18 protein-coding genes are annotated in these 22062 nt (G+C 34.0%); 8 read left to right on the top strand and 10 right to left on the bottom strand.

All coding sequences use genetic code 11. The features are described 5' to 3' along the window. Positions 1 to 7 precede the first annotated feature (7 nt). The 3 genes from ABEB31_RS16395 to ABEB31_RS16385 all read right to left on the bottom strand — a co-directional run bounded on the left by ABEB31_RS16395 (position 8) and on the right by ABEB31_RS16385 (position 3791). On the bottom strand, positions 8 to 2497 hold the full coding sequence (locus ABEB31_RS16395; RefSeq protein WP_347052734.1) for a DUF5686 and carboxypeptidase regulatory-like domain-containing protein: 2490 nt from the start codon (positions 2495 to 2497) through the stop codon (positions 8 to 10). Between the two features lie 194 nt (positions 2498 to 2691). Continuing rightward, complete coding sequence (aroQ, locus tag ABEB31_RS16390) at positions 2692 to 3105, bottom strand: type II 3-dehydroquinate dehydratase (RefSeq protein WP_347052733.1); 414 nt, start codon at positions 3103 to 3105, stop codon at positions 2692 to 2694. 125 nt (positions 3106 to 3230) lie between these two features. Then, the gene (locus ABEB31_RS16385) at positions 3231 to 3791 is read right to left on the bottom strand and encodes a porin family protein (protein WP_347052732.1); all 561 of its coding nucleotides are present in this window, start codon (positions 3789 to 3791) and stop codon (positions 3231 to 3233) included. A 281-nt stretch (positions 3792 to 4072) separates the two neighbouring features. Here ABEB31_RS16385 and ABEB31_RS16380 point away from each other — a divergent pair, with 281 nt between their 5' ends. The 5 genes from ABEB31_RS16380 (at position 4073) to ABEB31_RS16360 (ending at position 8679) form a co-directional block, all read left to right on the top strand. Then, positions 4073 to 4636: an outer membrane beta-barrel protein gene (locus tag ABEB31_RS16380; RefSeq protein ID WP_347052731.1), complete on the top strand. Its 564-nt coding sequence runs from the start codon at positions 4073 to 4075 to the stop codon at positions 4634 to 4636. 195 nt (positions 4637 to 4831) lie between these two features. Beyond that, positions 4832 to 5410 (top strand): porin family protein, encoded by a 579-nt coding sequence (locus tag ABEB31_RS16375; RefSeq protein WP_347052730.1) that lies wholly within the window; start codon positions 4832 to 4834, stop codon positions 5408 to 5410. 133 nt (positions 5411 to 5543) lie between these two features. Continuing rightward, positions 5544 to 6038 carry a hypothetical protein gene (locus tag ABEB31_RS16370; protein WP_347052729.1) on the top strand — a complete coding sequence of 165 codons (495 nt, stop codon included), beginning with the start codon at positions 5544 to 5546 and terminating at the stop codon, positions 6036 to 6038. Positions 6039 to 6113: 75 nt separating this feature from the next. After that, entirely contained in the window at positions 6114 to 7010 is an 897-nt protein-coding gene (gene xerD, locus ABEB31_RS16365) for a site-specific tyrosine recombinase XerD (RefSeq protein ID WP_347052728.1), read from the top strand. A 148-nt stretch (positions 7011 to 7158) separates the two neighbouring features. Further along, positions 7159 to 8679 (top strand): PAS domain-containing sensor histidine kinase, encoded by a 1521-nt coding sequence (locus ABEB31_RS16360; RefSeq protein ID WP_347052727.1) that lies wholly within the window; start codon positions 7159 to 7161, stop codon positions 8677 to 8679. A gap of 66 nt (positions 8680 to 8745) precedes the next feature. Here ABEB31_RS16360 and rny read toward each other — a convergent pair whose 3' ends face one another. The 3 genes from rny to ABEB31_RS16345 form a co-directional block, all read right to left on the bottom strand. Beyond that, a complete protein-coding gene (gene rny, locus ABEB31_RS16355; RefSeq protein WP_347052726.1) occupies positions 8746 to 10305 on the bottom strand; it encodes a ribonuclease Y in 1560 nt (519 codons plus the stop codon). 208 nt (positions 10306 to 10513) lie between these two features. After that, entirely contained in the window at positions 10514 to 10807 is a 294-nt protein-coding gene (locus ABEB31_RS16350) for a cell division protein ZapA (protein ID WP_347052725.1), read from the bottom strand. Between the two features lie 4 nt (positions 10808 to 10811). Continuing rightward, positions 10812 to 11102, bottom strand: coding sequence for a hypothetical protein (locus ABEB31_RS16345; RefSeq protein WP_347052723.1), 291 nt, complete (start codon positions 11100 to 11102; stop codon positions 10812 to 10814). Between the two features lie 179 nt (positions 11103 to 11281). Between ABEB31_RS16345 and ABEB31_RS16340 the strand changes: the two genes are divergently transcribed. The 3 genes from ABEB31_RS16340 (at position 11282) to ABEB31_RS16330 (ending at position 16248) form a co-directional block, all read left to right on the top strand. Beyond that, complete coding sequence (locus ABEB31_RS16340; RefSeq protein WP_347052721.1) at positions 11282 to 12961, top strand: M23 family metallopeptidase; 1680 nt, start codon at positions 11282 to 11284, stop codon at positions 12959 to 12961. A gap of 12 nt (positions 12962 to 12973) precedes the next feature. After that, entirely contained in the window at positions 12974 to 15439 is a 2466-nt protein-coding gene (locus ABEB31_RS16335) for a TonB-dependent receptor (RefSeq protein WP_347052720.1), read from the top strand. Between the two features lie 89 nt (positions 15440 to 15528). After that, positions 15529 to 16248, top strand: coding sequence for a CREC-EF hand family protein (locus ABEB31_RS16330; RefSeq protein WP_347052719.1), 720 nt, complete (start codon positions 15529 to 15531; stop codon positions 16246 to 16248). A gap of 185 nt (positions 16249 to 16433) precedes the next feature. Here the strand turns inward: ABEB31_RS16330 and ABEB31_RS16325 are convergent, their stop codons facing one another. The 4 genes from ABEB31_RS16325 to ABEB31_RS16310 form a co-directional block, all read right to left on the bottom strand. Next, complete coding sequence (locus ABEB31_RS16325) at positions 16434 to 17135, bottom strand: DUF2971 domain-containing protein (protein ID WP_347052718.1); 702 nt, start codon at positions 17133 to 17135, stop codon at positions 16434 to 16436. Between the two features lie 125 nt (positions 17136 to 17260). Beyond that, positions 17261 to 19090: an ABC transporter ATP-binding protein gene (locus ABEB31_RS16320; RefSeq protein ID WP_347052717.1), complete on the bottom strand. Its 1830-nt coding sequence runs from the start codon at positions 19088 to 19090 to the stop codon at positions 17261 to 17263. A gap of 197 nt (positions 19091 to 19287) precedes the next feature. Continuing rightward, the gene (locus tag ABEB31_RS16315) at positions 19288 to 21015 is read right to left on the bottom strand and encodes a phospho-sugar mutase (RefSeq protein WP_347052716.1); all 1728 of its coding nucleotides are present in this window, start codon (positions 21013 to 21015) and stop codon (positions 19288 to 19290) included. Between the two features lie 86 nt (positions 21016 to 21101). Then, positions 21102 to 22058: a glycosyltransferase family 2 protein gene (locus tag ABEB31_RS16310; RefSeq protein WP_347052715.1), complete on the bottom strand. Its 957-nt coding sequence runs from the start codon at positions 22056 to 22058 to the stop codon at positions 21102 to 21104. Between the last annotated feature and the right edge of the window lie 4 nt (positions 22059 to 22062).

Below are 22062 nucleotides of genomic sequence, written 5' to 3'. Positions count from 1 at the left end.
ATGAGCCTTAATCTAATACATTCAAAATCTTCAATCCAAAAACAACTCCATTTTGCTGAACGCCGCTTTGGTAAGAATGAACATAATCGACTCTGAATAATTTAAACTTTCCGAAACCTAAGTTATCCAAACCGACAGTAAATTCTGTATACGGATTACGATCGGGAAGTGCCAGCGAATGAAACCCAATATTCATAGTTGATTTTAAAAGATTTAACAACGGAATTTTATTCATAAAAAATCCGGCATCATTGTATTCCGAATGTAATTCAAAGTAACTGTCGTTGGTACTATTGGTGTAATAAGGCATTAAATTGAAAACATTTAAGTAACGGGAACTTGTACCGATATGCGTTTGGTTTCCGTTAAAATGTCTGTAATCAATAAAAGAAATATTCTCTGCATTAAAGAATTTCCCGGCTCTGAAATTGGTTCCCAAGACTCCTTTATTCCCAAGAGATAAATCGTATTGAACAGAAGCACCGATTCTTTCATATTCATATTTTTTTTCACTACCGGCAAATGCTTTTTCAAAAGCTAAGTATACCGTTGGATATTTATCATTTTTAAAATTATATCTTCCGTCAGGTCTGGAAATGTATTTGTTGCCGAAGTTTATTCTGGTTGTAAAAAGGGCTTTAAACAAATGATGCTGACTGAAAGCCGGAGTACTAAAATCATCTGGCGCCCAGGGATTATTAGAAGAATAAAAATCATCTCTTTTAAAGAATGAATAATCAGTTGTGTTAAAGAGAGGTTTTCGTTGTTCGTAGCCAATTTTTCCTGTCAGGTTAATTCCGTTTGCAATGTCTTGTCCGTAATTAACTTCAACAAATTCTAAGTTATATAATTTCATATAATTGTCTTTAAAAAACAAAGAACTGATAGAATTGACAAACTTAGAAATAGGTTCTGCGTTATTAAACTGCGCTGTTTTAGTGCCTCCTGCACCCCAAATCGTCGCATAATTAATGGTGTTGAATCTATGGCTAAATTCTCCCGTAACCCGAAAACGCTCATCGGAAAAACCATAATTAAAAGTTGTGCCTATCGTTGTACTTTTTCCTTCTTCTTCATTCCATTTTTTAAAAGAAAATCCGGAATCCAGATTAAATCCCTGAACGGTATTGAAACTTAAAGAAGCAATATTTAATAAACCTTTATAATCAAAAGAATATTTCTTAAAGGTGTTTTTGTAGTCATAACCCATTAAAATATCCCAGACTTTGAACTTATTATTTTTGGCGTCAACCGAGTCAGTATATTTTTGTGATTTTCGAATCAACTGTAAACTGTCTTTCTTTGCGTAATCACTGCTTTCTTCTATTGTCAATGGAATGGGGCGAATTTCATTCCAGAATGCATCGTCTTTTTTGTTGGCATTAGTATCAAAAGCGACAATTTCATTTCCGAAAGTTTTTTTCTCAAAAGCAGCAGGAAATTCATAATTAGAATAAACATAATTAAAGTTTCCGGAAAATTTTACGCCAAAAAATCCGGCAGTAAAAGAAAGAGTCTGAGCATTTTTAGACCAGATTTTATTTTGTGAGTTGTAACTAAAGCTCTGTTTTAAATTCATAACCTCGGTAAACTCATTTTTCATTCGGTACCCTTTAATTTCCAGATCTATGGCATAAATTGCAAAACTGTCGTCTACAATATAAATGTAACCTTCAAAAACAGGTTCTTTATCACGTTTCGGAATAACCTTAATCTTGTAAACCTGCTGATTATTATCGTCATAAAATGTGCTTTCGAGTTTATATTTATAATAACTAAAAGCATTATCTGCGATTGGAGAAATAAGTTTGATGTCAAAATCTACGGCGTTATCGTAGAAATCATAAGTAGACAGAGCTGCCGTGTTGTAGCTGTAACCTCTGTTGTTTCCGGAGACTTTTGAAGCAATAATTTTTTCTTTTAACTTGTCCGGTTTTTCAAAGCTTACTTTGGAAATAGTTTCAGACAAATACAAAATACCGGTTCCGGTAGAATCGAGATTAGACGCCATATCGGCACCCAGATCAACTTTTTGTCCCAGTATTTTTTTAGGCAGATCTTTTACTTTAAACATTCCTTTCGAATAAAAATCGGCAGTAAACTTTCCTGTTTTATCTGAATTCTCTTTTTTATTCGCGATAGCACTTTTTATAATGGCATTCGCCGGATTATTTTTAGGATCGATAATTACTTCATTTAAGGAAAAACTTTCTTCCTGAAGCCTAACATCCAAAGTGATTGTTTTTGATTCTGGTGTAACGGTAATTTTTTGAGTTTTGAAACCCAGATACTGAAAAATGATTTTGTTTTTTCCGGGTTCTTTTACATTGAGCTGGTATTTTCCCTGTTCGTTAGAAGTGGTTCCCGTATAAGTGGTTTCTTCAAAAACAGATACATAAGGCAAAGGATTTCCTTTTTCGTCTGTTATAATCCCCTTGATTTGAGCAAAGTTTGAAATAGAAAAAAATAAAAATGCAACTAAAGTAAAGTTTCTCATGAACTGTGGTATCTCCTACAAAAATAGAACAACTTAAATCTGAGCCTATTAATAATTTGTTAAATTGTGAGAGACTAAAATTGCAATTAATATATAGAAAAGTTGCAGGGCTGGCAGAAGCCGAAGCCTTTCTTGTTAAGATTCCTTCAACTTCGCTCAGGAAGACAAACACTCTAAAGAATGTTCAAATCATTCTACATAAAAGACTGAATCGCTAGTTCGTAACTTTTAAGGCCAAAACCTAAGATAACGCCTTTAGCATTTCCTGACAGATAGGACTGATGTCTGAAACTTTCACGGGCATAGGTATTCGAAATATGAACTTCGATCACCGGAGTTGTCACGGCTTTAATGGCGTCGCCAAGACCAATAGAAGTATGCGTGTAAGCGCCGGCATTGAGAATAATACCGTCAAAAGAAAAACCTGTTTCCTGAATTTTACCAATCAATTCTCCTTCAATATTACTTTGATAATAGAAAAGTTCGATATTGGGAAATTTTTGTTTCAACGTTTCAAAATAATCTTCAAAGGTTTGACTTCCGTAAACTTCCGGTTCACGTTTGCCTAAAAGATTCAGATTTGGTCCGTTGATAATACAGATTTTCATAAGGTAATTTCTTTATAATTAGATGATGTGAAATACGTTTTACAAAATCATTTCACTAAAGTGTAAAAATAAAAAAACCGCGCTAATAAATAGAGCGGTTTTTATAAAAGTATGTGATATTCTTTTTAGAACATGTATCCAGCTGAAAGTTGGAATACAGAGTTTTTAAAATCTGCTTCTTCTGAAACTTCTGTCAGACCTATACCGTAACGTGCCTGAACAAAAAGTCCTCCTACAACTTTTAATCCTAAACCTGCATTAAGAGAAAAGTCAAAAGTTTTTGGATCTGCAACGTCGAATTCTTTTTTATTGCTCACAAGAAATGAAGCCTGTGGACCAAGTTCTAAGCTAAGTGATTTAGTCATATAAATTTTTGCCATTACCGGAATAGCAATGTAACCCATTTCGTTTTTAAATTCTGAAATAGCATTTTTATAAGTTGCACCTTGTGTTGTGTACAAAAGCTCTGGCTGAATTGAGAACTTTTCTAATAATTTAAGTTCAGCTACAAGACCTGCGTGGTAACTTGTAATACCTTCTTTGTCAACAGATATTCCATTAAAGTCAGAACCTCCTGTTTGATTAGCAAAGTTAACCCCTGCTTTAACTCCGATTTGAACAAATTGAGCATTCATCGTTGCTGATGTTGCTAGGAACAATACAGCGGCTACAATTATTTTTTTCATAAAAGTGTTTTTTAAATTTTGGTATTTTTTAATGTTATTTATGATTCAAAACTACACATTTGGCGTTTTATTGTATTATGTTTTAGATTAAATAATTAATAAAATTCCCACTCAAATACACTTTTGGCCTGTAAGATATCCCGATTTTATAGGTATCTAATTGATAATCAGTTTGATTTTTTCTGCCTTATTTTAATACTTTTTAAACTTCTTGTGGAGTTTTTTTTGTAAGTCTAATCTTAGTTTTGTCCGTAATAAATCAAAATTAATATTTAAAAATTATGAAAAAAATTGTTTTAGCTGCTATCGCAGTATTAGGATTTTCGTTTGCAAATGCTCAAACAACGGGGTTTTCTAAAGGAGATACCTTTATTGCAGGATCAGTAGGAATTGCATCTCAGAAAACAGGTGACAGTAAATCAAATGGATTTGAGTTGGTACCTCAAGCAGGATATTTTGTTTCTGAAAATATTGCTCTTGGAGGAAAATTAGGTTTCACATCTTTAAAAGATGAAAATGAAATTAAAACATCTGCATTTAAAGTGGGAGCTTTTGGTAGATATTATTTCACACCAGCATCTCAATTTTCTGTATTCGGGCAATTAGGTGTAGATTACACAGGATACAAAGTTAAACCAGGAGATTTTAAATCTAATGAGCTTGGTTTAGGATTAGGATTGGGAATGAGTTATTTCTTATCTAACCATTTTGCTATTGAAGCTAATTGGGCTGGTTTAGAATACAGTGTTAACAATAATGGTGGTCACGGAGCCGAGAAAACAAATTCCTTCTATTTAGGTTCTGATTTGGGAGCTGTAAATTTTGGAGTTTTGTATAAATTTTAAAGAAATTTAGTTAGTTTTTTTTGAGAGCCTCTCCAATTTAGGAGAGGCTTTCTGTTTTGTGTTAGATACATTTCCAATGAGATAATTTAACAATTTATACATATAATACTACTTTATTTGTTAAATTCCAAATGCCTTTTTGTGAAGAATATTTTTATATTTGATATAATTAATTTTAACTCAAAACAAATTAAAATGAAAAAAATAATTTTATCTGCCATTGCAATTATGGCTTTTGCATTTACAAATGCTCAGTCAACCAGATTTGGAATAAAAGGAGGACTTAATCTTTCGACCGTAGTAGGCGGGGACGTAGAAAATACTAAATCACTTGTTGGTTTCCACGTTGGTGGTTTAGCTGAGATTCATGTGGTTGAAAAGTTTTATATTCAACCTGAGGTTTTGTTTTCTGCGCAAGGAACGAAAGCAGATGATTTGGGATCTGATATAGACATCAAATTAAATTATTTAAATATTCCAGTTATAGCAAAATATTATATTGTAGATAAAAAATTTAATGTTGAAGCTGGGCCACAATTGGGAATTTTATTATCTGCTAAAGCTGAAGATTTTGATATTAAAGATGATACAAAGTCTGTAGATTTTGGATTTAATGTTGGAGCAGGTTATAGTTTTACTGATAATCTGTCAATTGGCCTTCGTTATACTATTGGTTTATCTCCACTTTGGGATGATGATATTGATAGTTCAGAAGAATTATACAACAGCGCAAAAAATAGTAATTTACAGCTTTCTTTAGCATATAAGTTCTAATCTTTATGTAAAGAAATTTTAAAGGCTTTCCATTTGGAAAGCTTTTTTTATATAATGTTTTTAGTGTTAAAATATATTTTTTTTCGTAAGTATTAGATTATATTTGCGCAACAAATTTAATCTAATATCGAAAATGAAAACAATTATTCTTTCCGTAGTTACCTTATTACTATTTGGTGTTGTCAATGCTCAAGATAATCATTTTAAGATTGGAGCTCATGTCGGTCTTCCAATTAGTAAATCTTATGAGTTATTTGATGTGAATATGGGGCTTGATGCAGCTTATTTATGGGGTGTTACTGATAAGTTTAGTGCGGGAGTAACTACTGGCTACACGATGTATATTAGTAAAACCTACATGGGTCAGTATGGGCCAATGACAAGAAGTACAAATCAGAATTTTGTACCCCTAGCAGGAACAGCTCAATATTCCTTATCCGATAAATGGTTTACAGGTGCAGACCTTGGATTTGCTCTTAATGTCAATGGAGATTTAGATCGCGCAATTTTATTTCAGCCAAAGTTTGGCTATCAAACAAAGAGAATAGAGTTGTTTGCTTCGTATAAAGGAATTGTAGATGACTATACTATTTCTTCTTTAAATTTAGGATTTAACTATAAGTTCTAACTTATGTATATTTATGGTTCACCTTCCTCATAAAGGAAGGTTTTTTTATGCAGAAAAATCACTTATTTTTGTATTATGAATTGGAGCCGATATATAAAAGATTATCAATCCTACTTAAGGATTGAGAGAGGTTTGTCTAAAAACACAATCGAAAACTATGGTTTTGATATCGAACGATTGTGTCTGTTCTTAGAAACCAATCAAATCGATGTTTCTCCTGTAAAAATCTCCGAAGAAACATTGCAGCAGTTTATTTATACAGTTGCGAAGGAACTAAATCCGAGATCACAGGCCAGGATTATTTCAGGGCTGAAAAGTTTCTTTAATTATCTGATTTTTGAAGATTACAGAAATGATAATCCGCTGGAATTAATAGAAGCGCCAAAAACGGGTCGAAAACTTCCCGATACGCTTTCTCTTGAAGAAATTGACAATTTAATTGAAAATATTGATTTGAGCACTAATGAAGGGGAGCGTAACAGGGCTATGCTCGAAACCCTTTATGGATGCGGACTGCGGGTGTCGGAATTAATTTCTCTCAAAATTTCAGATTTGTTTTTTGACGAAGGATTTATAAAAATTACCGGAAAGGGAAATAAGGAGCGGTTTGTACCAATCGGTCCGTTAACTCAAAAATATATTGATATTTACAGAACAGCAATACGAACTAATTTAAATATCAAAAAAGGTGCAGAAGATACCTTGTTTTTAAACAGACGCGGAAATCAACTTACACGCGCGATGGTATTTACTATTATCAAGGATTTGGCCGAAAAGGTGGGATTAAAAAAAAGTATAAGTCCGCATACGCTGCGTCATTCTTTCGCTACTCACCTGTTGGAAAACGGTGCAGATTTAAGATCCATTCAGTTAATGCTTGGTCATGAGTCTATTACCACTACAGAAATCTATGTACATTTAGACCGTAGTTTCCTCAAAGAAGTGATGCATAGTTTTCATCCAAGAAAATAATTTGGCAATTTTTGAGTTATTATTACAAAAATTTATATATTGTGTTAAAATCTTGTTTCAATAAAAACAAAATGACCGATAATTGTGATTTTTTAACTTTTTTTCGAAACAAATTTTTGAATGATTATTTACTTTAATAAGGTAGAATATGGTATTTGACATATATAGAAATGACGATTGCCTTGAGGTAAATAATTTTTATAAAAAATTGTTGGCCGAAATGCCCGATTTATTATTTCAATTTGTAATTGATGCAGATAATAAATACTCTTTCCCTCTTGTAAGTAAATCAGCAGACGAAATATTCGAACTTTCTGCAGCAGATTTTACTAATGAAAGTAAGTTGATAATTTACGAACGTATCATTCCTCAGGATCGTGATTATTTTTTTAAGTCTTTGGTGGAAGCTAAAAGAGAAATCAAACCATGGGAAATCGAATTCAGAGCTAATCTTCCTGTTAAGGGAATGCGTTGGTTTAAAATTTCTTCCAAAACAGAATCGTCTTATGATGGTAAAGTAATTTTTTATGGCCACGTTTCAGATATTACAGAATTAAAAGATAAAGAAGAGAAACTTAAAATATCAGAAGAACGTTTTCAGTTTGCTCTCGATGCTTCTACAGTGGGTATATGGGATTGGGATATGGTAACAAATAGTGTTTTCTATTCGTCTTTATCCCTTAAAATTTTAGAGTTAGAATCAAATGATATTTTTGATGATCCGGAGCGTTGGGATAAAATTGTGCATCCCGAGGATCTTCCAAAATATTATTCAGATATTCAGGAGCATTTTGATAATAAAATTCCGTTTTACGAAAATTATCATCGTGTAATGACATCAAGTGGCAATTACAAATGGATTTTAGACCGAGGAAAAGTAATAAAACGCGATGAAAACGGAAAACCTTTGCGTGTTATAGGTACCCACACCGATGTTTCTGCTCAAAAAGAAAAAGAACTGGAATTGGTCAAAACTATGAAATTGTACAGTGATCAGAACAGCCGACTGCTCAATTTTTCCCATATTGTTTCGCATAATTTAAATACTCAGGCCGGAAATATAAAATCGATTCTGGATTTTATAGATGCAGATGTTAATAAACAAACGATGGAAGAAATGCTGCAACATCTGCGTACGGTCTCCAACGATCTGAACGAAACAATTGCGAACCTGACGCAGATTGTAAAGACACAAAGTAATATTAATATTGCTGTGGTTCCGCTCAAACTATGTGAATATATCGAAAAAACAATATCTACTATAAAAGGTTATGACAAACAGCGAAACGTAACAATTATAAATAATGTACCCAAATATTTGACGATTAATTTTAATCCTGCTTACTTGGAAAGTGTTTTATTGAATTTTACAACCAATGCAATAAAATATGCGCATCCGGATCGTGATCCTGTTATTGCTTTTGATTTTGCACTGGAGCCTGAGGGTTTTAAATCGCTTACAATTACAGACAATGGATTGGGAATAGATTTAAAAGTTTACGGAGATTTGTTATTTGGAATGTATAAGACCTTTCATAAACATGAGGAAGCCCGTGGAATTGGATTATATATTACCAGAAATCAAATCGAAGCGATGAAAGGGACTGTTCTGGTAGAAAGTGAAGTAGGAGTGGGAACAAGTTTTAAAATCGTTTTTAATGATATGTAACAAAAAAATTATAAAATAATAAAGGCTGTCGATTGACAGCCTTTATTATTTTATATAAGATGAGAATTATTTCGCAATATTAACTGCTCTTGTTTCTCTGATAACAGTAACTTTTACCTGACCTGGATAAGTCATTTCAGTTTGAATTTTTTGTGAAATTTCAAAAGATAAGTTTGCAGCATTGTCATCAGAAACTTTTTCACTTTCTACAATTACACGAAGCTCTCTACCTGCCTGAATTGCGTAAGCGTTTTTAACGCCGCTAAATCCGTAAGCTACATCTTCAAGATCTTTCAGACGCTGGATATAAGAATCCAGAACCTGACGTCTTGCGCCTGGTCTTGCTCCCGAAATAGCATCACAAACCTGAATAATCGGAGAAAGTAAAGATTTCATCTCAATCTCGTCGTGGTGCGCTCCAATTGCATTGCACACTTCTTCTTTTTCACCGTATTTCTCAGCCCACTGCATTCCTAACAATGCGTGTGGTAAATCACTTTCTGTATCCGGCACTTTACCAATATCATGTAATAAACCGGCTCTTTTAGCCAATTTTACATTCAGTCCTAATTCTGCAGCCATGATACCGCAAAGTTTAGAAACTTCTCTTGAGTGCTGCAATAAATTTTGTCCGTAAGAAGAACGGTATTTCATTCTTCCGACTACTTTGATCAATTCAGGATGTAAACCGTGAATTCCTAAGTCGATAACAGTACGTTTTCCTACTTCGATAATTTCGTCGTCGATTTGTTTTGCTGTTTTAGAAACAACCTCTTCAATTCTTGCAGGGTGAATACGTCCGTCTGTTACTAATTTGTGTAAAGACAAACGGGCAATTTCTCTACGAACAGGATCAAAACAAGAAAGAATAATAGCTTCTGGTGTGTCATCAACGATGATTTCAACTCCTGTTGCAGCTTCAAGCGCTCTGATGTTACGTCCTTCACGTCCAATAATTCTACCTTTTACATCGTCAGATTCGATGTTGAAAACAGAAACGCAATTTTCAACCGCTTCCTCAGTTCCAACTCTCTGAATCGTATTGATAATGATTTTCTTCGCTTCCTGCTGAGCTGTAAGTTTTGCCTCTTCTATAGTTTCCTGAATGTGAGACATTGCTTTGGTTTTAGCTTCTGCTTTTAAACCTTCAACCAGTTGTTCTTTTGCTTCTTCGGCAGAAAGTCCAGATATTACTTCTAATTGTTGTAACTGACTTTTGTGAAGTTTGTCTACTTCAGCTTGTTTTTTGTCTAATACTTCAATTTTAGTTGCAAACTCTAAAGTTTTAGCTTCAAAATCATCATTTACTTTTTTAGCTTTAGAAAGTTCGTTAGAAACCTGAGATTCCTTGTCGCGAACGCGTTTTTCTACTTCTGCAACTTTTTTGTCTCTTGCCAGAATAACTTGTTCATGTTCTGATTTTAATTCAATAAAACGCTCTTTTGCCTGAAGGATTTTGTCTTTTTTAATATTTTCTGCTTCTAAATTGGCGTCTTTTAAAATGGAAGCTGCTTCTTTTTTAGCGTTTTTGATTAAGTTTGAAATATTACTTTTCTCGATAATTTTAGCTATTGCGAATCCTGCTGCAATACCTACAATACCAATAATGATCGTTATGGTGTCCATGTTTATTAGGGTTTATATATAAAAAAAGCCTACATTAATTGCTTGAATAAACTCGTAAAGACAAGTTTTGAGCTAACTCACTGTTCAAGTTTCCAAGCCGAAGCATGGCATACTATAGTAGCGACGATTTGCTCATTCTAAATTGTTAGTGTTGAGTTTACCAATTGTGAACTAATGTAGGCAGTATCTTAGTTTTTGTAAAGAACGTTTAATTTTCGAGATATTGATCTAAAAGCGAATTTAATTTTTTAATTCTCTCAATGGTGTCTTCTCCATCGATTGCGTTATCAATCTGTTTTTGTTCTACTTGCGATGCAAACTGCAATGCGCACATAGCCAGTACATCTTGTTTGTCACGAACTGCATAATTTTCTTCGAATTGCTTAATCATAGCATCAATTTTTTTAGAAGCGCTTCTAAGTCCTTCTTCCTGAGCGGGTTCAACCGTAAGCGGGTAAACTCGGTCGGCAATTGATATTTTAATTTTAAGCTTTCCGTCCATATTACTAATCTGATAATTGTGTTATACAGTAATCAATTTCGCGAATTAATGAATTTATTTTAAGCTTTGTCTCTCTCTTGTTATTGTCGCTGCCAAGCAACGAATTGGCGATCTTAAGTGTTTCATTTTGCTTTTTCAAAGCTTCCATTTCCTCAGATTGTTTCTGGATAATTTGCGCAGCTTTGGCTAATTCTAATCGTAAAGCCTGATTATTTCCCTCCAAACCTTTTGATTTTTCAAAAAGCTTTTCGACTTTATATTCAAGAGTATCAATTATTTCGGCAATTACACTCATTATACATCCTATTCATTACTTAATCATACAAAGTTAGTATTCCTTTTTATTAATGCAATTTTTTCTCGATTTTTTTGCGTTAAAAATAATCAAATTGATGAATTTCAGTTAATTGTATTTTTACAAGCAAATACTCGGTTTTACCCTGTTAATTTTCTATCTTAGCAAAAATGTTGTTTATGAGATTATCTGTACTTGCCCTTATTATTTGTAATTCTATACTTGCCCAGACGCAATATCCTAAAGATTATTTTCGCCCGCCACTTGACATTCCTATGCAGCTTTCCGGTAATTTCGGAGAGTTAAGACCCAATCATTTTCACGCCGGTTTCGATTTAAAAACCAACCAGAGGGAAGGTCTGAGTGTACATGCTATTGCAGATGGTTATGTGTCCAGAATTAAAATTTCTACATTTGGGAACGGTAAATGTATTTACATCACGCACCCTAACGGTTATACCTCGGTTTACGGGCATTTGCAGACTCCTGTCGGACCAATTTTAGAATATGTTAAAAATACACATTATAAGGAAAAGGCATATGAAATTGAAATGTTCCTTAAGCCCGATGAACTTCCGGTTACCAAAGGAGAGATTATCGGACTTTCCGGAAATACCGGTTCTTCAGAAGGACCTCATCTTCATTTTGAAATCAGGGATTCTAAAACAGAATTTGTGATCAACCCGATTTTCTTCGGCTTTGACCAAAATATTAAAGATTCTAAAAAACCGACTTTATCAGGTTTATATGTTTATCCTCTTGATAATTCGACTGTAAACCAGTCTAAACAGCCTTTATTGGTTAATATGACCCTTCAGAAAGACGGAACTTATCTGGCATCTAAGGTAAAAACAAACGGAAAAATTGGTTTTGGAATTAATGCTGTAGATACCGATGATGTTTCTTTTAATAAGAATGGGGTTTTTAATGTTTCTACTTTTGTAAACGGAAATCCCAATTATAATTATCAGTTTAATACCTATTCTTTTGACGAAATGCGATATATCAATGCGTTTATTGATTATCAGCGATACAAAAAAAATGGACAGCGTGTGCAGAAACTTTTTATGAAAACTCCTTTTGCTTTAAGTATTATTCATACGGACGAACTTCGTGGTATGATTACGGCTGAACCTAATCTGGAGTCGAATTACAGAATTGAGATTTCAGATTATTTTGGAAATTTAAATTCGGTTACCGTTCCTATTGAATATGATGCTGCAACACCGCTGATAGAGTCTGAGCCCGTTACCGGAAAATATTTTGTGAGATATAATAAAGACACCAATTTTGAAAAGGATAACATGTCGGTTTTCTTCCCGGCGGGGACTTTTTATGAAGATTTTAATATGAATTTTGATGTTAGAAACAACAAAATCTATATTCATGATGATACTGTTCCGGTACATTCCAACTTTACAATTACGATAAAAGATTCACTTTATCCGGCATCATTACGTGAGAAGGTTTACATTGGAAAAGGTACAAGTTACAATGGAACTCTGAGAAAAGATAACGTTTTTACTGCCAAGGCAAAAGTTTTGGGGCAATACGGTTTGGTGCTGGATACAATTGCTCCGGTTATAAAAATTGCAAAACCTGTTGAGGGAAAATGGATAAGTGATCAAAAGAAAATAGAGTTTACAATAGGCGATTCGTTGTCTGGAATTAAATCATATAACGGATATTTAAACGGAACCTGGGTTTTGTTTGAATATGAAAATAAAACAAGAAAAATCACCCATACTTTTGATAGTCAATATTTAGCTGAGGGAGAGAACTTTTTAAAAATTGAAGTTGTTGATAATGTAGGAAATACTACTATCTTTGAAACTCGTTTTTTCAGAAGTCAAAAATAAATCCCAAAATCCTTGAGTTACAACAGGTTTATAGTCGCTTTTCTTTTTTTGTTTTTCTGCTGTGTCCTTTCGGCTCAAAATGCCCGTATTACAGGAGTGATTCTCGATGGAGAAAAACATCCCGTTTCCGGTGTGAATATTTCGTCCCAGGGAAATGCTGTACAATCAGATTCGAATGGTTTTTTTGAAATTACAGTTACCGCAAACCGAAAAGTTTCGCTGATATTTACACATGTTTCATTAAAAATGATCAGTTTAACGGTGAGTTTAAAAGCAAATGAAGTTTTTGTTTTTAATCCGGTTATGAACAATTCACAGGAACAAATGGGCGAAGTTTTTGTTTCTTCGGGAAACAGAAAAAGAGTTCAGGGAATTGCAACAATCGACAGCGAAACCATAAAGAAAATTCCCGGTGCAAATGCCGGAATAGAAAATGTTTTAAAAACGCTTCCGGGTGTAAATTCTAACAACGAACTGAGTACGCAATATATGGTTCGCGGTGGGAATTATGACGAAAATCTCGTTTATGTAAACGAAGTAGAAGTATATCGTCCGTTCCTGATTCGTTCAGGTCAGCAGGAAGGTTTAAGTTTTACGAATACCGATTTAGTTCAGAATGTAGAATTTTCTGCAGGTGGATTTCAGGCCAAATTTGGAGATAAATTATCTTCTGTATTAGATATAACATATCGAAAGCCAACACAATTCGGCGCCTCTCTGGAAGCGAGTTTTTTAGGTGGAAGTGCTTCAGTAGATTTGGTTTCTAAAAATAAAAAATGGTCGGCTGTAACCGGTATTCGTTACAGAAATAATAGTTTGCTGGTCAATAGTCAGGATACTCAGACGAACTACAAACCTACCTTTGCAGACGTTCAGACCAATATTAATTATGATATTTCTGCAAAATGGCAAATGAGCTTTTTAGGAAATATTTCTCAAAATAAATATTCTTATGAGCCTCAGGTTCGCCAGACTAATTTTGGGACTTTAGATCAGCCAATGGCACTTTCGGTTTATTACCAAGGTCAGGAAAAAGACAGGTATGATACTTACTTTGGAGCTTTAAAAACAACTTACAAAGTTTCGCCTTCTTTAACTTTAAAATTAATTGGATCTTTATTTCATACCACAGAACAGGAACATTTTGATATTCTGGCACAATATCGGTTAGGGAATGTAAACGAGGAAGATCCAACAAATCCATCAACAATTGATTTTACACGCGGAATAGGTTCTCAATTAAATCATGCCAGAAATGATCTGGATGCTTTAATTGCCAATATGGAGCTGAAAGGAACTAAAGACTGGAAAGAAAGTCAGTTAGAATTTGGTTTAAAATATACGAGTGAATCTATACGGGACCGGGTAGTGGAGTGGGAGGTAATTGATTCTGCAGGATTTTCGATCAATCCTCCTTTAGTCATTTTACCAGAAAACAACCAGCCGTATACACCTTATGCTGGTCCGCTTCTGCCATACAAAAATATTCGTGCTACAAATTTTAACACTATAAACAGATTTTCAGGTTATGTGCAATGGAACAAACAGTCTGAGATTGGATCCAGCCAAATTTGGTATCATCTCGGCGCACGTTTTCAAAGCTGGAAAGTTTCAGGGGCTTTAGAAGAAGGAAAAATGCAGACTGTAATAAGTCCGCGCGCTCAGTTTGCGATAAAACCAGATTGGGACCGTGATATGGTTTTTAGAATCTCGGGAGGATTGTACCATCAACCGCCTTTTTATCGTGAATTGAGAGATTTGGACGGAGTTGTAAATCCGAATGTAAAAGCTCAGGAATCTGTTCATGTCGTTTTGAGTAATGATTATAATTTTAAAATGTGGAACCGCCCTTTTAAGTGGGTAACCGAGCTTTATTATAAATCGCTTTCAGATGTAAATGTATATTCTATTGATAATGTGAGAATTCGCTATGTTGCCAATAATAACGCAACAGCATATGCGCAGGGTCTTGATTTTCGATTGAATGGAGAATTTGTGCCGGGAACAGAATCGTGGATAAGTTTTGGTTATATGAAAACAGAAGAAAATTACGAGAACAAAGGTTACATCGCCCGTCCGACGGATCAGCGTTTAAAGTTTGCGATGCTTTTTCAGGATTATATGCCTAATATTCCAAGTGTGAAAGTATATTTGAATTTGGTTTATAACACCGGTTTACCAGGAGGTGCTCCGGCATATTCAGATCCGTATTTATATCAAAACAGACTAAACGATTACAGAAGAGCCGATATTGGTTTTGCTAAAGTTTTTGTAGACAGCGGTACGCAACATACAAAAACAGGCTGGCTGAAAAATTTTAAAGAGTTAACTGTTGGTTTGGAAATCTTTAATCTCTTCAATAATCAGAACGCGATTACCAATACCTGGGTTCGTGATGTGTATTCAAAAAATCAATATGCAATTCCGAATTATATGACTTCGAGGGTTTTTAACGTTAAGATAAATGCAAGGTTGTGATTTTAAATTCCGGTTGCACAGTAAAATTCAATAAAAACAAAAAATACAATCAAAAATAGTATATTTGATAATCGTATATAATCATCCAGATGAAAAAATATTTTAAATATATCGCCATAGTACTTGTCGGAACAGTTATAAGCTGCCGGGAAGAAGTTCAAAAGCCAAAAGTAAGTTACGGTGCTTCCAACAAAGTTAGTGTCACAAAAGCAGACTCTACACAAATTGAGATTGCCGATCTGCCGATTCAAATGGAAGGAACCGATTACCTGATTCATCCTGTAGGAGATTTAAGGGTTTCTGAGAGAGGTTCTAAAGCACGTTATGGATCGTCTAGTGTAAACGATGTAAGTTTCACCATTTCTAATTTAGGCGAATACGAAATAACAGGATATTTACAGAATTTAAAATTTCAAAAAGTCGATTCAGATTCGATTCGTTCTTTATCAGAAAAACCAATTTTAATTTTAACCGCTACTTATTTAAAACCTGTTGCAGATAAAATTCATAATAATATTATGGTCTATACTTTAACAGATTCTGATACTAATAAGGACGGGAAAATTGACACCAGCGATATTAAAACTTTGTATTTAAGTGATATCAGCGGAGAAAACTTTACTAAAGTTTCGGCAGATCTTGAAGAATTGATTGACTGGAGTCTGTTGGAGTCTAAAAACCGTTTGTATTTTAGAACTATAGAAGATACGAATCAAAACGGGCAGTATGATAAAAATGATGTTTTACATTATAACTATATAGATCTTACCGCTAAAAAGTGGGAAGTTAAAGCTTATAAGCCTATTTAAGGTTCTTGGATTGTAAGATTCTAAGTGGCTAAGCTTCTAAGCTTTCTATTGAGTGAAAGCGAAAAACGTTTAGAAATTTTAAATTTCTAAACGTTTTTTTATTTAAAAAGAAAAAAAATTTCTCATCATTTTGATCTGTAGCAAGAAAAAGACTCAGCATCTTAGCAACTTAGCGTCTTAGAAACTTAAATCAAAATATCACTTTCTAAATCTGATTTTTCGATTTCGAAACCAAAATCCAAACGTTCCACCAATTCGATTACGAGTTTTTTATACCAGTTTTCAGATTTTGGATGAATGTAAATTTTTTCTATTAACTGATTGATGTCAACATTGATTTTAAGACCATCGTTTAGTTTGATATCACTTTTGGAAGTATCGGTTAAAATACGGACTTCACGCTCGTACTGAAAGCTTTTTCGTTTGAATAAAAAAGGAAAAAATAAATCATCAAACGGAATGTATTCTTTTCTGTAATCAATGTAATTGACTTCTCCGATATACTGATCAAAATTGTTTTCTGGTTTTAAAGCCTTTTGTAATCTTCCAATGGTGGACTGAATTGCGAGACCTTCGCTGTTTTGGGTAAAAATCTGCCACATCGCAAACGATTCGTATTCGTTAATGTGCCAGCTGCTTATTGCTACTTTTTCGCGATGGGTTTTGTAATATTTTAGAAAGTCCGGATTGTCAATTGCAAGCTTTTTAATTTCCTCATAAGTAGGTTCGCTGAAAGTGCCTTCGTACTGATCTTCAAACTTGTCCGAACGGGACATGAATAATTTTTTCGAAAGCAATAAATCAAGAAATTTTGATAAGTCTAAATACTTCCAGACAATAGTGTCGGGATCTTCCGGAAGAGTAATGTGTGGGTTGTTAAGATACATTCTTTACAAATTAAATGATTATTCTTAAGCTACCCTAAAGTTATAAAAATAAACACAGATTAAAGAAATTAAACTGAGTTTTAATATTTCCTTAATCTGTGTAAACTAATTTATTTCAGGACATTTTACGATTCAAAAGACTGCATCGTAACGAGTTTGTTGTAAGTTCCGTTGTGGGCGATTAATTGCTCGTGAGTTCCCTGCTCTACGATTTTTCCTTTTTGCATAACCACAATTATATCTGCTTTTTGAATGGTCGAAAGTCGGTGTGCAATTACAATCGAGGTTCTGTTCTGCATCATGTTTTCAAGCGCAACCTGAACAAATTTCTCGCTTTCAGTATCGAGGGCAGAAGTTGCTTCGTCCAAAATCATAATCGGCGGGTTTTTTAATACGGCACGCGCAATCGATAAACGTTGTTTTTGTCCGCCTGAAAGTTTATTTCCGCTGTCTCCAATATTCGTGTAAATTCCGGCAGGTAATTCTTTTACAAATTCATAAGCATTTGCAATTTTTAATGCGTCTATAATTTCATCATCTGTAGCATCTAGTTTTCCTAATGCAATATTTGCTTTTATAGTGTCATTAAATAAAATACTATCCTGCGTTACAAGTCCCATCAAACCGCGAAGTGACTGCAGATTCAGGTCTTTAATATTGATGCCGTCAATAGAAATCGTACCGTCATTTACATCGTAAAAACGGGTCAGTAAATTGGCGATAGTGCTTTTTCCACTTCCTGATTGTCCAACAAGGGCGACAGTTTGTCCTTTTTTAATTTGAAGCGAAAAATCTTTTAAAACGGTTTCTTCTTCGTATTTAAAGTTGATATTCTGAATGTCTATTGTGCTATCGAAAGAAGTTTTTTCAATTGCATTTTCTTTAGAAGTAATTGGATTTTCCTGTTCCAGAATTTCAAGAACACGTTCTGCGGCAGCATTTCCTCTTTTTACACCGTAGGAAGCTTTAGAAATGGCTTTTGCAGGTGTTAAAATATTATATGCTAATCCCATATAAGCGATAAAAGCGGCACCTTCCAGAGTTTTGTCAATTAAAACCATCTGTCCTCCGTACCATAGTAAAATGGCAATTACGGTAATCCCCATAAATTCACTTGTTGGAGAAGCAAGGTTTTGTCTGTTTCCGATACTGTTTGATAGTTTAAAAAAACGTTCTGTCGAATTTTGAAATACATTATTGAAATAATGCTCAGAATTATATCCTTTTACTACTTTAAGTCCGCCAATAGTTTCTTCAATGGTTGATAGAAATAAACCTTGTTCCTGCTGCGCTTTTGATGATTGCTTTTTCAGTTGTTTTCCGATTAACGATATGATGTAACCTGAAACCGGAATAAAAATAAAAACAAACAAGGTTAGTTTAACACTGATAAGAAGCATTGCGACAATCGTGAAAATAATCGTTAAAGGTTCTTTTACAATTAATTCCAAAATAGCTAGAAAAGAAGTCTGAACCTCATTTACATCGGCAGAAATTCTGGAGATTACGTCACCTTTTCTTTTTTCAGAATAAAAAGATAACGGGAGTTCTAATGTCTTTTTATACAATGCATTACGCATGTCTCTTAAAATTCCGTTTCTCAGGAAATTAATAAAAAACATGGCCAGATAATCGGCTAAGTTTTTTAATAAGAATATCGAAATAATAATAGCAACCATAATCCCCAATACATAACCAGATTCATGGGTACCTTTGGTTGTAGTGATATAGTAGCTTAAGTAGTCTTCTCCATATTCCTTTATTTCCATAATTCCATTAAAGACAGGTTTTACGGTATTTTGTTTTGTTTTGTCAAAGAGTACCTGAAGCATCGGTATTAAAGCAACGAAGGAAAGCGTGCTAAAAAGGGCGTACAGCACATTGAAAAAAATGTTTAATAAGGCGTATTTTTTATACGGATATATAAAAGGGACTATTTTTTTGAAATTACTCATTTATTTTTTGATATTGTTTCTTTTGCTTCAGCAACTCTCCCGAGTGATTGTTTCGTAATTTTTTAATGCACAAAATTAATCCAATTGAAGTGTTTTCAATTTCTTTTTGCTTTTTTTTATAAAAAAAACTCTGTTCTGCATTTCGAGAATGCAAAACAGAGTTTTTAATATAGAGTTTAAGTTGTTGAAATACAGGTTTATTTCAGCCTCATATCAACAATAATATTCTGTATTTTCTGATCTAAGAATTTTTCTGCTTCGTCAAAGTCAGCTACAGATTCTAATTCAGCATTAACGCTAATGTAGAATTTAATTTTAGGTTCTGTTCCGCTTGGTCTTGCACAGATTTTAGATCCGTCTGCAGTGTAATAGATCAAAACGTTAGATTTTGGCATATCCATTACAGATTCTTCTTTTGTCAATAGATTTAATGCAGTAGACGACTGGTAATCTTCAACCATAATTACTCGTTCTCCATTGATTTCTTCCAAAGGATTTTCGCGTAAATTAATCATCATCTGGTTGATTTCTTCTAAACCTTCAATTCCTTTTTTGGTTAAAGAAACTAAGAATTCCTTGTAGAAACCATTTTCAACATAAAGTTGTAAAAGTTCGTTGTAAACAGAACTTCCGGCAGCTTTTGCCTGCGCGGCCACTTCACAAATTAATAATGTGGCGGCAACTGCATCTTTATCTCTAACAGCATCGCCAACCATAAAACCAAAGCTTTCTTCGCCACCGCCGATAAATTCAAGTTCAGGAAAATCAACAATCATTTTAGCGATCCACTTAAATCCTGTTAATCCCACTTTACATTCAACACCATAGCTTGTTGCCAGTTCCATCATCATTGGAGTAGAAACAATGGTTGAACCCACAAATTGTTTTCCGTTAATTTTACCTGCTTTTTTCCATTGTTTCAATAAGAAAGAAGTCATTAAAACCATGGTTTGATTTCCGTTTAACAGAATCATTTTGCCATCGTTATTACGAACGGCTACACCTAAGCGGTCACAATCAGGATCTGTTCCTACAACAATATCTGAATTTGTTTTGTCTGCTAAAGCCAAAGCCATGGTCAGAGCTTCAGGTTCTTCAGGGTTTGGAGATTTTACAGTTGGAAAATTTCCGTCCGGAACGGCTTGTTCAGGCACAATGTGGACATTTTTATAACCAGCTTGTGATAAAACGTCAGGAATAGATTTTATAGAAGTTCCGTGTAATGATGTAAAAACAATTTGAAGATTGTCTTTAGCCTCAGCCGGAGTATTGAAACTTGCGTTTTCGATAGATGATTTTATAAATGCCTTGTCAATTTCAGTATCTATATATTGAATCAAACCTTCGTTTGCGTTGAATTTGATTTTGTCATAACTCAAACTTTCAATAACGTTGACAATAGCTTTGTCCTGCGGAGGAACAATTTGTCCACCATCCTGCCAATAGACTTTGTAGCCGTTATATTCCGGCGGATTGTGAGAAGCTGTTAAAACAATTCCGCATTGGCATTTTAAATATTTAAGGGCAAAAGATAATTCCGGAGTTGGTCTTAAGTCAGAAAACAAATAAACCTGAATTCCGTTTGCTGAGAAAACATCAGCTACAACTTTTGCTAAAGTATTACTGTTATGACGGCAATCATAAGCAATAACCACTTTTAAAGGTTCATTAGGAAAAACTTCGTGCAGGTAATCAGACAATCCCTGTGTGTTTTTTCCAAGTGTATATTTGTTGATTCTGTTATTTCCAACACCCATTACGCCGCGCATACCTCCGGTACCAAACTCCAGGTTTTTGTAGAAACTTTCTTCAAGTTCTTTTGGAGATGTTGTCATTAAATCTTTAACTGCGGCTTGTGTTTCCTGGTCAAATGTTGGTGTCAGCCATTCGTTGACTGCATCTAATATATTAGGAGCAATATTCATGTAATTTCTTTTTATGTTTTAATATAAAGATAGTTTTTCTGTGAAATTTTTTTTGACTCAAAAAGATTTTTTTTTCCTGATTGGTATCAAAAATTTACTTCCCTTGCTACTTTATAACGTTCCTCATTATTTTTAGTTCTTAAAATAATTTCGCCTAAAAATCCCGCCAGAAAAAGCTGGGTTCCCAAAATCATTGTAGTTAAAGCAATATAGAACCACGGATTGTTTGTTATCAGGCTGTATTTCATTCCGTTATACAAATGGTACAGTTTTGAAATACCGATGTATCCTGTAGAAAGGAATCCGATAATAAACATAATTGAACCCATAAAACCAAATAAGTGCATGGGTCTTTTTCCGAATCTTGATAAAAACCAGATGGTAATTAAATCCAGAAAACCGTTTATAAAACGTTCCATTCCGAATTTTGTTTCCCCATATTTTCTTGCCTGGTGAATGACTACTTTTTCACCAATTTTACCGAAACCGGCGTTTTTAGCCAAAACCGGAATGTATCGGTGCATTTCTCCCGAAACCTCAATGTTTTTTACTACAACATTTTTGTATGCCTTCAATCCACAGTTGAAATCATTTAGTTCCACTCCGGAAGTTTTTCTTGCAGCCCAGTTAAATAATTTGGAAGGAAGATTTTTGGCAACAACAGAATCATAACGTTTTTTCTTCCAGCCCGAAACCAGATCGTATTTCTGAGCTGTGATCATTTCATACAATTCAGGAATTTCGTCCGGACTATCCTGTAAATCGGCATCCATTGTGATGATAACGTCACCTTTGGCTTTTGAAAAACCTGCATGTAAAGCCTGAGATTTTCCGAAATTTTTCATGAAACGAATTCCTTTTACATTCGGATTTTCATTAGAAAAACCTTCAATAATCTGCCAGGAATTATCTGTACTACCATCATCTACAAAAATGATTTCATAAGAGTAATTGTTAGACTGCATCACTTTAATGATCCATGTATATAGTTCCTGAAGTGATTCCTCCTCGTTTAGAAGCGGTATAAGTATAGATAAATTCATTTAT

The sequence above is a fragment of the Flavobacterium olei genome (genome assembly GCF_039749035.1).
GTDB lineage: Bacteria > Bacteroidota > Bacteroidia > Flavobacteriales > Flavobacteriaceae > Flavobacterium > Flavobacterium olei.
This window is presented reverse-complemented; position numbering and strand designations above follow the sequence as displayed.